The 13,796-nt window shown below is 64.3% G+C and carries 10 protein-coding genes; all 10 read right to left on the bottom strand.

From position 1 onward, the window contains the following. Positions 1-49: 49 nt before the first annotated feature. The 10 genes from BDD21_RS16955 to hrcA all read right to left on the bottom strand — a co-directional run bounded on the left by BDD21_RS16955 (position 50) and on the right by hrcA (position 13,668). Positions 50-532 carry a hypothetical protein gene (locus BDD21_RS16955; RefSeq protein ID WP_120798147.1) on the bottom strand — a complete coding sequence of 161 codons (483 nt, stop codon included), beginning with the start codon at positions 530-532 and terminating at the stop codon, positions 50-52. Positions 533-659: 127 nt separating this feature from the next. After that, positions 660-2,036, bottom strand: coding sequence for a c-type cytochrome (locus BDD21_RS16950; RefSeq protein WP_245969658.1), 1,377 nt, complete (start codon positions 2,034-2,036; stop codon positions 660-662). Positions 2,037-2,422: 386 nt separating this feature from the next. Next, positions 2,423-3,595, bottom strand: coding sequence for a lipocalin-like domain-containing protein (locus BDD21_RS16945; protein ID WP_170164793.1), 1,173 nt, complete (start codon positions 3,593-3,595; stop codon positions 2,423-2,425). 7 nt (positions 3,596-3,602) lie between these two features. Beyond that, positions 3,603-4,412 carry a M48 family metallopeptidase gene (locus tag BDD21_RS16940; protein ID WP_245969657.1) on the bottom strand — a complete coding sequence of 270 codons (810 nt, stop codon included), beginning with the start codon at positions 4,410-4,412 and terminating at the stop codon, positions 3,603-3,605. Between the two features lie 188 nt (positions 4,413-4,600). Continuing rightward, a complete protein-coding gene (locus tag BDD21_RS16935) occupies positions 4,601-7,018 on the bottom strand; it encodes a fatty acid cis/trans isomerase (RefSeq protein ID WP_120798145.1) in 2,418 nt (805 codons plus the stop codon). Between the two features lie 408 nt (positions 7,019-7,426). Then, positions 7,427-8,239, bottom strand: a complete 813-nt coding sequence (gene dapB / locus BDD21_RS16930) for a 4-hydroxy-tetrahydrodipicolinate reductase (RefSeq protein WP_120798144.1) — start codon at positions 8,237-8,239, stop codon at positions 7,427-7,429. A gap of 211 nt (positions 8,240-8,450) precedes the next feature. Further along, positions 8,451-9,581 (bottom strand): molecular chaperone DnaJ, encoded by a 1,131-nt coding sequence (dnaJ, locus tag BDD21_RS16925; RefSeq protein ID WP_120798143.1) that lies wholly within the window; start codon positions 9,579-9,581, stop codon positions 8,451-8,453. A gap of 319 nt (positions 9,582-9,900) precedes the next feature. Then, on the bottom strand, positions 9,901-11,835 hold the full coding sequence (gene dnaK, locus BDD21_RS16920) for a molecular chaperone DnaK (protein WP_120798142.1): 1,935 nt from the start codon (positions 11,833-11,835) through the stop codon (positions 9,901-9,903). Between the two features lie 92 nt (positions 11,836-11,927). Then, on the bottom strand, positions 11,928-12,530 hold the full coding sequence (gene grpE, locus BDD21_RS16915; RefSeq protein ID WP_120798141.1) for a nucleotide exchange factor GrpE: 603 nt from the start codon (positions 12,528-12,530) through the stop codon (positions 11,928-11,930). A gap of 85 nt (positions 12,531-12,615) precedes the next feature. Then, positions 12,616-13,668 carry a heat-inducible transcriptional repressor HrcA gene (hrcA, locus tag BDD21_RS16910; RefSeq protein WP_120798140.1) on the bottom strand — a complete coding sequence of 351 codons (1,053 nt, stop codon included), beginning with the start codon at positions 13,666-13,668 and terminating at the stop codon, positions 12,616-12,618. Positions 13,669-13,796: the final 128 nt, after the last annotated feature.

Raw genomic sequence — 13,796 nt, 5'->3', positions numbered from 1 at the left:
TGCGCTGCATCACCGCCACCCGAAGCCGGAGACGGCGACGGGTCAAGGCTCACTCGGACGCGGACGAGACCGCCGGCTTGCTCGGTTTGAAGCGCTGCATGTACGGGTTGTCGTGCCGTCGCTCGACGATGAGATAGGGGCGGTTGGCTTTCTCGTGGCACTGGTTGCAGGCACCGAGCAGCCCGTTGTAATCGGCATCGACACGCGCCTCGTCGCCCGATTCAAAAGACGTCTCGAGGCTCTCGAAGCTCGGCACAAGGATCTCTTTGACGAGCTTGCCGATGGGGACACCGTCGGCATCGTCGATGTCTTCGATCTTCTCGATGACCTCTTCCACCTCGTGGATGTAGTAGGCGGCCAGCGGCTTGTTTCCGGCATCGACGGCGAGACCGAGCTTGTGTGTGTAGTACTGGAGGCGCCCCATCCAGGTCACGAGCCCGAGATCATGCTCGTCGTCGCCGGCAAGGATCGGCACCGGGGCGGTCAGGAGTGCGGCAGCCAGGATGACGGGGATGCTTGTCGTTCGAATCATGTGGGTTGTCCTCTTTTATGATGTCTCGAAGGTTTTCCGATGGTCGAAACCGCGCCAACTCCAACGGCAGTCAAGTCCTCGGGGGCCGACCTCATCCAAAAACACCGCATACCGCGCCGGGCGCGGTTTAAAGGGTCTTGAGATATTCGAGCAGGGCCAGACGCTCGGGGTCAGTCAGATCGTCGCCGAACACGTGGCCCTGATTGCCGTAGCCGGGAAGGCTCGTGTCGTAGATGTGGTTGCGCTCTTCCCAGCTCATGGCACCGGCCTTGCCGGTGTCCAACGCCCGATAGGTCCAGCCGAGGCTGACCTCATCATAGACGGGCCGTTCATCGCCTTCCCGATCGAACCGCCAGAAGGTCGGGCGCGAGCGGCTGTCGAGCAGGGCTGCAATCGTCGGCACCGAGCCGTTGTGCAGATAGGGCGCGGTCGCCCAGACCCCGTCCAGCGGCGGTGCGACATAGCCCAGCGCAGGCGCGGCCTGCGACAGCTCGCCGTAGAAGGAGCTTCCGAACCACTTCAGAAAGCGGTCGGCATCGCTGAAGCCATTGCGCGCGAGCTCGGGATCGGTCTTGACCTTACCGAGCGCGATGACGCGGTTCGGATAGGTCGGCGTCTCGCCGTAGGTCCCGTGACACTCCTTGCAGGTCTTCTCGAAGACCGCGGCACCGCGTTCGGCGAGCGCCCGATCGATGGCGAAGGGATACTCGGGCGGCTTCAGGGTTGCCAGATAGGCACGCACGTCGACGAACCAGGCGTCGATCTCGGCGGCCTCCTCCACCGAATCGGTGCAGGTGGTCGAGGCGAGGATCATGTAGCGGACATGGTCGCCGCGCCCTTCGCCGTTGTAGAACATCGCGTGCTTTTTGCCGACGTTCCACCAAGGCGGCACGCTCACCGGGAGCGGTGTCTGCGGCGGCGGCTCGATCAGCGGGGTGTCGGACCAGGCCAGCGTCTCCGGGTCGCGGTGTGCCATCAGGGCCAGCGTGAGGTTGTTGGCCGAGTTCACGCCGACGGTGTCCGTCATCATGTAGTCGGCAATGGCACCGACCCGATCGGCCCAGCGCCGCCACTCCGTCGCTTCGGGTCCGTCCGCGACCAGCGCGGCGGCGGCCTCGATCCCGACCAAGGGATCCTCAGTGAGATCGAGAAATTCGTTCCCCAGACCCATGACCAGCTCGCCGTTGAAGGTCGACGCATGACAAGCCAGACAGTTCGAGGTCACGATCTCGACACCGGAAGCCGCCACATGGGAGGTCAACATGTAGGGAAGCTCGGCGTTGCGTCCCGTGCGGCCCGGGAACTGCGGACCCGCATCCTGCGCGGCACCCCGGGTCTTGAGATAGGCACTGTAAGGTAGACCGCAGGTGACGACCGAGCGGTTGAGGAGCGCATCGTAACCCGTGTCGGGATCGCCCGGACGCTGGGGCGATGCCGGGATCTCCCCGACCTCGGCCTTGAAAACACCGTCCTTCTCGGTCGGACCTCGATCGCAGGCGACCAAGGACAGCGTCAGCAGGATCAGAGGGACGTGAAGGAACCTATCAGGGCGAGTGGCGAGTGGCGAGTGGTGAGTGGCTGGAAACCGTTTTTTGAACAGTGACTGCGCGACCTGTAAGCCAAAACCAGGGTGCGCATTGGGTATAAAAGGGATAGTGAACACCATAATGATCCGGTTGGATTTAAACCGCGCCCTGCTGCGGTATGCGTCGTTTGTTGGATTGGATTGGCCGCGCCGACTCCGATCATTGTCGGAGCCGGCGCGGTTTAAGGTATTAAAAAATATAAAATTCTAAACCGCATCCCCGCTAAGGCCCGTGGATGGACCAAACGTCGAACTCACTCGAAAGTGAGCATCTCGCTCGGGACGCGGTTAAGAGGGTGACGCGATCAGATCCCGGCCGGCCCGGCCACCTCGGCCGTGGTCTCGATCCGCCCGTGCCCGGCGATGGCGTCGCCGCCCAAACGACCGACGGCCTGCACGGCGCCGCTCCAGAGTCGGACCGCGTCGTCGGCCTCTTGATCCCGAGTGCGCGGGACGAGTTCCAGCTCCAGATCCAGGATGGGGATGCCCAACCGCCAGGCCACCGGGTAACGTGCCCCGGTGCGGGGGCTAAGCCAGCGCTCGAACGGCTCGAGCCGGATCTCGCGGCGCCGAAAACTCTGCACCTGACCGTCGGCGAGGATTAGGGCGCAGGCGGGGATGGGGGTGCCCGTGCCGTCTTCGCGACGCAGTTGGAGACAGAGCAGCTCGCGGTCTTGATCGAGCTGGATCGAGAATCGATTCAGGCCAACCTGCCCCCCGCTCCTCGGAAGCGTCCCCCAAGCATGATCGAGCCAGACCTGCCCCTCCACCGACCGGGACTGACTGTCCAGGATGAGTGTGCCGACGGCTGCCATGCGCGGGAGGAGGTACGCCTGAAGTCCGATCTCGCCGATGTCACCGCCCAACAAGCCCAAATCGGCAAATGGGAGGGGTGACTTGCCCGCAATCAGATCCAAGGTCAGGGCCGGCCCCTCGCCGCCTGCGACCAGATGCATCCGTGGCCGATTCGGTTCGCCGTCGGAGACCGACAGAAACCAGTCCTCGATCCAGACCGACATGGGTTGCACGTCGGCTCCGGCGAGTCCCGAAGCAGCTCGCGTCAACCGCTCGGCGGAGCGCACCCCGGGCTCGTCGGCCCGAACGAGCGTGAGTCGACCGCGGTAGACGGCGTTGGCCGCCCAGGCGGATGCACGTGGCGGCGGATTTGCAGCGAGGCCGAGACGTGTGATGCCGAGCTGGAAGGCGTAGCGTCCACCCTCGGCGTCGGTCAGCTGTCCGAACAGATTCCACAGCTCCCCCCGATACTCGGGATGGGCGCCATGATCCTCCGGGAAGCGCAATGGCCTGTCCTCGACAACCTCGGCAAAACCCTCCGCGCCGAGATCGAGATCGAGATCAAGCAGGGCGTCCAACGAAGGCGTAGGCATCGATTCAGGCCCCCGAGATCCGAGGGTCCAGAGCGAGGCGAGACCCGCGAGCAGGACCAACAGGCTGATCAGGACCAAAAGTGGCTTCATGCGCGCATCAACGCCGCGCGGCTTCATATTCGGCGATCGCCTGCGGGAGGAACCGCTGGATCTGGGCGATGCGCGCATCGTCGAGCGGGTGCGTGCTCAGGAACTCCGGCGTGCGGGTCCCGCTGCCCCGATTTTTGGCCTGAAAGCGCTCCCAGAACCCGACCGCCTCGGTCGGATCGAAGCCGGCTCGGGCCATATAGAGCAGCCCGACCCGGTCGGCCTCGTACTCCTGGGTGCGTGAATAGGGGAGCATGACACCGACCTCCGTGCCGATGCCGTAGGCCTGCAAGGCCAGATCACGGGTAACCGGCGATCGGCTGCCGAGTGCGGCAGACAGCGCCGAGCCGCCGACCTGCACGAGCATGTCCTGAGACATCCGCTCGGCCCCGTGGCGGGCCGTCACATGCGCGATCTCGTGTGCGATGACGGTGGCGAGTCCAGCCTCGGTCTGCGTGATCGGCAAGATGCCGGTGTTGATGCCGATCTTGCCGCCGGGCAGCGCGAAGGCATTGGGCTCGTCGGACTCGAACAGCACGAACTCCCACTGCGCATGCGGGATGTTCACAACGCTCGCAATGCGCCTGCCGACGGATTGGAGCTGGGCATTGGCCTGTCGGTCTCGCGAGACAGGCGTGTCTTGCTTGATCTTCTGAAAAGCCTGAAGCCCCAGCTGGGCCTCTTGCGCGCTGTCGATCAGCAGGACCTGGCGTCGGCCGGTCTCGGGTGCCGTGGCACAACCGGCAACCGCAACCGTGAACAGGAGGCAGGAGACGGCCAGCAGGCGCCGCCATCGCGCTGAATCCCGCCGCGGCGCCACCGCGAGCGCGGATGTGCGGCTCCTGCGAGGTTGTCCCCGGCGAGGCTTGCAGGGGGCACACCAGCCGAGGATCGAGCAGGCTTGTTGATGGGCTTGAATACGGCTTTGTCTTTGCATGACACCAGAGTGGGGGCATGCCGCTCGGCACACCAGAGGCTCGACCCATCCGGATGCGCATCGGCGTCCGGTCAGGTCTCGGGCGCGTCGTAATAGCTCAGGTCGAGCCAACCGGCGGCATCGCCGCGGTGCTCGACATTCCAGCGATTGATCCAATCGTAGAAGGGCCAGAACCGCGCGCTGTCGCGCAGGATCCCATAGCGCGACGCGAACCGATTCCAGTCGTCTTTGCCTTGAACGGCACGCAGATCCGTGAGGAAACGGCGCGCATCGGCGAGGTCCAGATCGATGAAGAGATTCGGGAAGCCGTTGACCAGGGTCGGATAGACACTCAGAGTGTCCTCCTCCGGGAGTGCTTGTCCGTTTTGAAACATGAGCGTGTACTGGGACTTGTAGACCCGGTTCGCCACCAACGAATAGACCCGATGCCGATCCTGCGGCGGACCCTCGGAACGATTCAGTCTCAACACCAGAACACTCGGCAACTCGGGGACAAAGCGCTGACCTTGGACCGCCGTCAGCATGGAGACAGCGGCCTCCCAGTCCTCGAAGTCCTTGATCGGGGCATCGACGGCGACCTCGGGCTTGACCCGCGGGTTCAGCCGATCCGGCAGGCCGCTGATGCGCGGCCCGAGGCGGTGCGCGATCTGCTCGACCAGGTCGCGGAGAGGATCCGGCCCACGAACGTCGACCCGGGTCGGCTGGTCCGCGGTCTCGAACGGGATCAGGCTCAGGGCCACGGAGCCGATACCGCGCGTCCATTGATGACGGATCCGCTCGCGCTCCTCGCGCGGCAGCAGCCCGAGGAAACCGTCCTCGAACTCCTGCCGCAGCATGTTGAAGAAGAGCAGGGTCTCGAGCTTCGGTCCGTCGCCGGCCCAGTATTCGAAGCTGGCCACGGTGTCGTAGTAGAGACGCTCCAACCCGCTGTAGCCCATCAGCCAGAAGGTCTGCGGCATGCCTCCCTGCGCGCCCTGGAGCACCGAGACGTTGGTCTCGTGACGCAGCACGGTCAGCCAGGCGTTGCGGTTCTCGCCGTCGCCGTCCCAGATCGCGTCGAGAGACCAGCCGTCCGGTTCGAGCCGAGCCCGGGTCTTGGCGTAGGCATCCAGATACTCGGCATTGCCGACGAGCGAGCGGTCCATGAAGAGATCCCAACCGTCGAGACCCAGGCTCGGGTCCTGCACCGAGACATCGTGCGCCGGGTCCAGGAAGAAGACCCAGAACTGATCCTTGACGGCATAGGTCGCGGTCTGTCCGTTGCAGACGGGTCCGTAGGTGATCCCGCCGATGATGACCTCGGCATTCTCGAGCAGGAAGCGGTAGCGGGACTCGGCCGGGATCGCCGCAAAGACACGAAAAGGATTGCCGACGTCCCAAGGCGGATCCAGATCCGCATCGGCGGCCCAATCCGGCGACAGGAAGAGATCGCTCAGGTGCGCGATCTCCGTCGGGGCGAGGTACCAGACGAAGAGGCTCTTCTGCACCGGTGCTGCGGTGAGTTTTTCCAGCCTGTACCAGAAGCGTTCCGCGCCGGGATCGCCGTACGGCAGTGCGGTGGAGATGAGATCGATCGGCGCGCTCTCGACCTGGCGGCCGCCTTCGCCGTCGTCCGCGACCCGCGCCGGCGGGGTACGGGAGCGTACCAAGCGGAAGCGATCTCCGGGGCTGTCCTCCAGAACGATGGTGGCCAGGAAGACGTGCTCGAAGATAAAGCGACTCACGAGCGCCTGGCGCGGATCCGATCCGTTGAAGAAGGCCTCCCAGGCGGCGACGGCCGTCGGGTTGGCGACCTGTTGCGCTTGGGCCTCCTCCGCCTCGGTCGGACCGGGCGAGCCCTGCGCGATCCAGTCCCGCAAGATCGCGAAATCCTCCTCGGCAAGCGCCGGCAGACCGAAGGGCATCCCCAGACCGGGGTGCTCCTGCAGCCTGGCCGCAAGCGCATCGGCCGTCGACGGACAGGTCGCCGCGAAGCGTTGCAGCCGAAACGGGTCGACGGACGCGCGCGAGAAGCCCGGGCCGTTGTGCCGCATGCCGGCGTCGATCATCCGGTAGAGGATGGAGTCGTCGAGATTGGTCTGCGTCGACCCGGTACGCGCCAGGACGGGATAGAAACCACGCTCGCGCCATTCGGCCGTGGAATCGGCGGCGTCCATATCGGTGCGCGGATCCGCGGTCAAACGCGTCGAATAGGGGTTCTCGCCGAAGCCGCCGCGATCGACCCCGCGGAAGGAATCCAGCTTGACGTTGCAGGGTGAGCCCAGACAGCCATGACAGGCGATGCAGCGGCGATCGAAGATGGGTTGGACTTGGGTGCTGTAGTGCGGCGCCTCGGAGCCGACGGATTCGGCCGAGACACCGGTGATCAACGCCCGGGCGGTGTCCTGCGGGTCCGCGGCACGCAGCGGCAACGACAGGATGATCGCTGCGATGGCGATGACCGCCATCAATCGCCGTGTCACGGCGTCGGTTCGTGTGTAAGGGGACATCCGCGAAGCCTCCGAAGCGGAGTGTACTTAGGTGATTTCCGGGAATCGTCATCCCGACAGCGAGTGCCTGGAAGGCATCGAGTCCTTGATGCCGTCAGACTTGATCAAAGCGTCGCCGAACTTTTTCGTTGTCGTTGTCGTGTTCGTCCGGAATCCGATGACGACAACGAGGCGTTAGTCATCCTCTCGTCCATGCCTCTTGGATTCCCAACCGGACGCAAGACTTCGGCCCCACACCCGGGTACGCCGACTTCAGTCGGCCCCCGGGGAGACGGACTTCAGTCCGCCGTGCGGGCGTGCTCGGTGGGCCGACTGAAGTCGGCGTACCCGGGCGGTCGCGGTCGGCGACCTGGACACTGCCGATGGGGCCGAAACGATGATCGAGCCCCTATCCCGAAAATCACCTCATCATCCCCGCAGCCCGAGGACGTCCTGCATGTCGAACATCCCTGGACCACGCCCGGCGATCCAGCTCGAGGCCCGGACGGCGCCACGCGCAAAGTTCATCCGGCTCGATGCCTTATGGGCGATCTCGACCCGCTCGCCGTCGGCGACAAACCAAACGCTGTGCTCGCCGACGATGTCCCCGGCCCGGATGGTCTCGAATCCGATGGTGCGGCGCTCGCGCGGTCCGGTCTGCCCTTCGCGCCCGTAGACGGCAACCTCGTCGAGATCCCGTCCCAAGGCCGAGGCGATCACCTCCCCCATTCCCAACGCGGTCCCGGACGGCGCATCGACCTTGTGACGGTGGTGCGCCTCGATAATCTCGATGTCGACCTCGTCGCCGAGCACACGCGCGGCGATGTCGAGCAACTTGAAGCAGAGATTCACACCGACGCTCATGTTGGGCGCAAAGACGATGCCGATCTCCCGACCGGCCGCAGCGATCATGTCGCGTTGCGCCTGGTCGAGCCCGGTCGTTCCAATCACCATGCACTTGCCGGCGGCGCGGCAGATCTCGAGATGTGCGAGCGTCGCCGTAGGCGAGGTGAAGTCGATCAAGACATCGAATTCGTCCAGACACTCGGCCAGATCCGACGCCACCGACACGTCCAAGCGCCCGACCCCCGCAAGCTCGCCGGCATCCGCCCCGAGCAACGAGCTACCCGCCCGCTCGGTCGCCGCACCCAAGACAAGCCCTTCGGCCTCGTTCACCGCCTGCACCAGCGTGCGGCCCATACGCCCGCCCGCCCCGGCCACGGCGATCCTGATCTTCTGCATCGTAGCTCCTTTGGCGAGTGGTTAGTGGTTAGTGGTTAGTGGTTAGTGGTTAGTGGTTAGTGGTTAGTGGTTAGTGGTCGGACCCGGAAACTCTCGGGGCATGGCCCCCCGAAAAAAATTCCTGAACCGCGTCGACTCCAACGCCGATCGATGCGAAAACGACCGACACCGGACTCGTCCTGGTCAAGGAAGCGCCGGACGCGGTTCAGCGTCAGAGGCCGATCTTGTCGATAAAGCTCTTCACGCTGTCGAGCCAAGAATGCGACTGCGGACTGTGCCGCGATCCGCCCTCCGTCATGCTCGTCTCGAACTCGCGCAGCAGCTCCTTTTGGCGCTCGGTGAGATTCACCGGCGTCTCGACCGTCACGCGACAGATGAGATCGCCGATCACACCACCGCGGACCGGTTTGACGCCCTTGCCGCGCACACGGAACATCTTGCCCGTCTGGGTGCCGGCCGGGATCTTGAGCATCACCTTACCGTCGAGCGTCGGGACCTCGAGCTCGCCGCCGAGTGCGGCGGTCACGAAACCGATCGGCACCTCGCAGTGCAGATGACTGTCCTCGCGGGTGAAGATCGGGTGCGCCTTGACCTGGATCTGGACATAGAGATCGCCGGGCGGCCCGCCGTACTCGCCGCGCTCGCCTTCGCCCGCGAGGCGAATCCGGTCGCCCGTGTCCACGCCGGCCGGAACGCGTACCGAGAGGGTCTTTTCCTCTTGGATCCGGCCCCGACCCCGACAATGGCTGCATGCCTCCTCGATCACGCTGCCCGTCCCGCGACAGGTCGGACAGGTCTGCTGGATGGAGAAGAAGCCCTGCTGCATCCGCACCTGACCGCTTCCGCCGCAGGTCGAGCAGGTCTTGGGTTTGGTGCCCGGCTTGGCCCCGGTACCGCCGCAGAACTGACAGTCCACCTGAACCGGGATACGGAACTTGACCTCCTTGCCGCTGACCGCGTCTTCGAGACTGAGCGACATGTCGTAGCGCAGATCCACCCCGCGCTGGGTGCGTCGAGCGCCCGAGCGCCCGCCGAAGATGTCCCCGAAGACGTCCCCGAAGATATCGGAGAAGGCCCCGCTATCCCCGCCCGGACCGCCGAATCCGCCCGCGCCGGCATCCACGCCGGCATGGCCGAACTGATCGTAGGCCGAGCGTTTCTTCGGATCGCTCAGGACATCGTAAGCCAGCTTGGCCTCTTTGAACTTTGCCTCGGTATCCGCATCCCCGCTGTTGCGGTCCGGGTGATACTTCATCGCCAGGCGACGGAATGCCTTCTTGAGATCGGCCTCGCTCGCGTTGCGCGCGACGCCCAAGACCTCGTAATAATCGCGTTTTGCCATTGAATCCTAAACCGCGTCCAGAGTCATGACCGATGGTGTCCCGGGAACGACCTCTCGAGACACGAGAGGTCGTTGTGCGTGACGCGGTTTCGATCGAAAAACATGACGATTTCAGACCACGCCAGCGATGGAGATCGGTCGATTCATGCGAAGCCGAGCCGACTCGGAAACAGCGCCTGTGCCCTCGATGCGTCGATGCCGCATCAAGGGCACTACAGCGTGACCGGTGACAGGGCCGAATTGCATCTGAAAACCACCGAGCACCCATCGGAACATGATCCCGTCCGGGGGATGGTTTCGAGCTGTCCGGCCGCTTGACTTACTTCTTGTCGTCTTTGACCTCTTCGAACTCGGCGTCGACCACGTCGTCACGCGCCGGACCGGCCGAACCCTCGGGCTCGCCGGCACCGGTCGGGCCAGCGCCGGGACCGGCACTGCTCTGCGCATAGAGCCGTTCCGCCATCTTCGCGGAGGCGTCGCCGAGGGTCTTGGTCAGCGACTCGATACGGTCCTTGTCCTCGCCCTTCATAACCTCCTCGAGCTCCTTGATCGCGGACTCGATCGAGTCCTTCTCGCCGGACTCCATCTTCTCGCCGAGCTGCTCCATGGACTTGCGCGCCGAATGAATCATCGTATCGGCATGGTTGCGCGCGGCCACCAGCGCGTGGAACTGGCGGTCTTCCTCGGCATGGGCCTCGGCATCCTTGACCATCTGCGCGATCTCGGCGTCCGACAGACCGGAAGACGCCTTGATGATGATCGACTGCTCCTTGCCGGTCGCCTTGTCTTTGGCCGAGACGTTGAGGATACCGTTGGCGTCGATGTCGAACTTGACCTCGATCTGCGGCACGCCGCGCGGTGCAGACGGGATGTCGCTGAGATCGAACCGACCCAGCGACTTGTTGTGGATCGCCCGCTCGCGCTCGCCCTGCAGGACATGCACGGTCACCGCGTTCTGATTGTCGTCGGCGGTCGAGAAGACCTGCTGGGCCGAGGTCGGGATGGTGGTGTTCTTCTCGATCAGCTTGGTCATGACGCCGCCGAGGGTCTCGATGCCGAGCGACAGCGGGGTGACGTCGAGGAGCAGCACGTCCTTGACCTGGCCGCCGAGCACACCGCCCTGGATGGCCGCACCGATGGCGACGGCCTCGTCCGGGTTCACGTCGCGGCGCGGCGTCTTGCCGAAGAACTCCTCGACCTTGGCCTGGACCTTGGGCATGCGGGTCTGGCCGCCGACCAGGATCACCTCGTCGACCTCGCCCGCCGTGAGGCCCGCGTCCTTCAACGCGATCCGGCAGGGCTCGATGGTGCGGTCGACCAGCTCTTCGACCAGCGACTCGAGCTTGGCGCGCGTGAGCTTGACGTTGAGATGCTTCGGCCCGGTCTGATCCGCCGTGATGTAGGGCAGATTGATGTCGGTCTGCTGGCTCGTGGAGAGCTCGATCTTGGCCTTCTCGGCGGCCTCCTTCAGGCGCTGCAGGGCCAGCGGGTCGTTGCGCAGATCCACCGCCTGGCTCTTTTTGAACTCGGCCACCAGGAAGTCGATGATGCGCATGTCGAAGTCTTCGCCGCCGAGGAAGGTATCCCCGTTGGTCGAGAGCACCTCGAACTGATGCTCGCCCTCGATCTCGGCGATCTCGATGATGGACACGTCGAAGGTGCCGCCGCCCAGATCGTAGACCGCGATCTTCTGATCGCCGCGCTTCTTGTCCATTCCGTAGGCGAGCGCCGCCGCGGTCGGCTCGTTGATGATGCGCTTGACCTCGAGACCGGCGATCCGCCCCGCGTCCTTGGTCGCCTGGCGCTGCGAGTCGTTGAAGTAGGCCGGGACCGTGATGACGGCCTCGGTGACCGCGTGGCCCAGATAATCCTCGGCGGTCTTCTTCATCTTCTGAAGGACCTTCGCGGAGATCTCCGGCGGGGCCATCTTCTTGCCGTTGACCTCGACCCAGGCGTCACCGTTGTCGGCCTTGACGATCTTGTAGGCGACCATGTCCTTGTCTTTGCTGACGACATTGTCCTCGTAGCGACGTCCGATCAGTCGCTTGATCGCGAACAGGGTATTGGCCGGGTTGGTGACCGATTGGCGCTTGGCGGACTGTCCGACCAGGACCTCCCCGTCACCCGTGTAGGCGACGATCGACGGCGTGGTGCGATCGCCTTCGGCGTTCTCGATGACCTTCACGTTGTCGCCTTCCATCACGGCGACGCAGGAGTTGGTCGTCCCGAGGTCGATACCGATGATTTTTCCCATGAGCATATTCTCCAAAAATGTGTCTTGTGTGGCCGAACGACCTCTAAGTTGCCTCGGAGGTTGGGGAAAATCCCCGATCGTTCAAGCCGAGATCAGGATGCCTGTTGAGAGACCATGACCAGCGCCGGGCGCACCAAGCGTCCGTTGAGCGTGTAGCCTTTCTGCATGACCGCCACGACGGTGTTCGGCGGCAGATCCGAGCGCGGCTGCATCGTCATCGCTTGATGAAACTCCGGGTCGAAGGGTTGCTCGATCGGATCCACCGAGACCACGCCGAAACGATCCATCACGTCGCCGAGCAGCTTCAGCGTCAGCTCCGTGCCTTCGCGCAGTTTGGCGATATCCGCCCCGTCCGCCAGCGCTGCATCGTGTCCCAGCTCAAGGCTGTCGCGCACCTGCAGGAGCTCGCGGACAAAGCTGTCGAGCGCGTATTTATGCGCCTTCTCCAGCTCGATGGTATGGCGCCGCCTGAGGTTCTCCATCTCGGCACGAACCCGCAGCGCCTGATCGCGGAGCGATTCCGACTCGGCGCGCGCGGCGATCAGCTCCGACTGGAGCTCCTCGGGCGTCGGCGCAGCACTCGCGCGATCGTCTTCGGCTTCTCCCGAACGGGATGCCGAGGCATCCTCGAGAAGGGCCTCCTCGTCCGCCATCGACGCGTTCGATTCGGTCTGTTTTGCTGATTCCGTACTCATTACGATCTCCAGTATCCCGGTCCGCCGTCGCGCCGCGCCTCGATGTCGGCGACTCGGCCGCACAGCCGACCCCAAAAACCAAACACTATTGTCTGAGCGCCGCCGCCAGCAGTCGCGCGGTGACGTCCACGATCGGGATGACGCGCTCGTAGTCCATGCGCGTCGGGCCGATCACGCCCAGCACCCCGACGACCTCGTCGTCCACCCGGTAGGTCTGGGTCACGACACTGCAGTCGCCGAGCAGCGAATAACCCGACTCCTCGCCGATAAAGATCTGGACCCCGTCGGCGGCGATGCACCGGTCGAGAATGTGCAAAATCTCGCGCTTCTCGTTGAAGGCTTCGAACAGCTGTCTGAGCCGCTCCATGCTGGCCAGCTCGCCGAACTCCATAAGATTGGTCTGACCTGCAATGAAGCAGTCGTCCTTGCGCTCGGCCGACTCGATCACCTCGTGGGCCAGCATGACCGCGCGCATCATGAGCTGATCCATGTTCAAGTGCGTGTTCTTGAGATCTTCGACGAGACGCTTGCGCACGTCTTTGATGTCCTGGCCGGTGAAGATCTCGTTGAGATAATTCGATGCCTGCTCCAGCTGCGACGCCGTGAAACGGCGCTCGGTGGCGATGATGCGGTTGTGAACCTCGCCCTCGCTGGTCACGAGGATCGCCAGCACCCGTGTCCCCGACAAGGGTAACAGCTCGATTTGGCGAAACACATTGCGCTCGTGTCGCGGCAGCATGACGACACCGGCCAGGTGCGTGATGCCCGACAAGAGTGTCGAGGCCATCTCGACGAGCGATTTGGCGTCCGAGCGCACATCGAAGCGGGTGCGCAGACTGGCGATGTCGTCCTCGGACGGCGGACGCACGGTCAGCAGCGTGTCGACGAACAGCCGATATCCCGCCACCGTCGGAACCCGTCCCGCGGAGGTGTGCGGCGAGACCACGAGACCCAGGTCCTCGAGATCCGCCATGACATTGCGCACCGTGGCCGGACTCAGATCCAACCCGGTGTCTTTCGCCAAGGTCCGCGAGCCCACGGGCTGACCCTCCCGAATGTAACGCTCCACGAGCGCCTTCAGGAAATGGAGCGCACGATCGCTGACCTGGCCCTCGGTATTACGTGTCTCGATTGACAAGGTGCGTCTGCCATGAAACCGGCGATGATATGGATTCCGACCGCAACGAGCGACGTCGTCGGAGCGCGTTCGAACCGACCGGACGCGATTTAGCACTCACCTCGACAGAGTGCTAACACCGCAATTTA

Origin of the sequence: Thiocapsa rosea (assembly GCF_003634315.1) — a bacterium.
GTDB lineage: Bacteria > Pseudomonadota > Gammaproteobacteria > Chromatiales > Chromatiaceae > Thiocapsa > Thiocapsa rosea.
This window is presented reverse-complemented; position numbering and strand designations above follow the sequence as displayed.

Coding starts and splice junctions, on each gene's coding strand:
- BDD21_RS16945 (WP_170164793.1), bottom strand. CDS start 3,595: ATGAAGCCACTTTTGGTCCTGATCAGCCTGTTGGTCCTGCTCGCGGGT.
- BDD21_RS16955 (WP_120798147.1), bottom strand. CDS start 532: ATGATTCGAACGACAAGCATCCCCGTCATCCTGGCTGCCGCACTCCTG.
- BDD21_RS16935 (WP_120798145.1), bottom strand. CDS start 7,018: ATGTCCCCTTACACACGAACCGACGCCGTGACACGGCGATTGATGGCG.
- dnaJ (WP_120798143.1), bottom strand. CDS start 9,581: ATGGCAAAACGCGATTATTACGAGGTCTTGGGCGTCGCGCGCAACGCG.
- dnaK (WP_120798142.1), bottom strand. CDS start 11,835: ATGGGAAAAATCATCGGTATCGACCTCGGGACGACCAACTCCTGCGTC.
- dapB (WP_120798144.1), bottom strand. CDS start 8,239: ATGCAGAAGATCAGGATCGCCGTGGCCGGGGCGGGCGGGCGTATGGGC.
- grpE (WP_120798141.1), bottom strand. CDS start 12,530: ATGAGTACGGAATCAGCAAAACAGACCGAATCGAACGCGTCGATGGCG.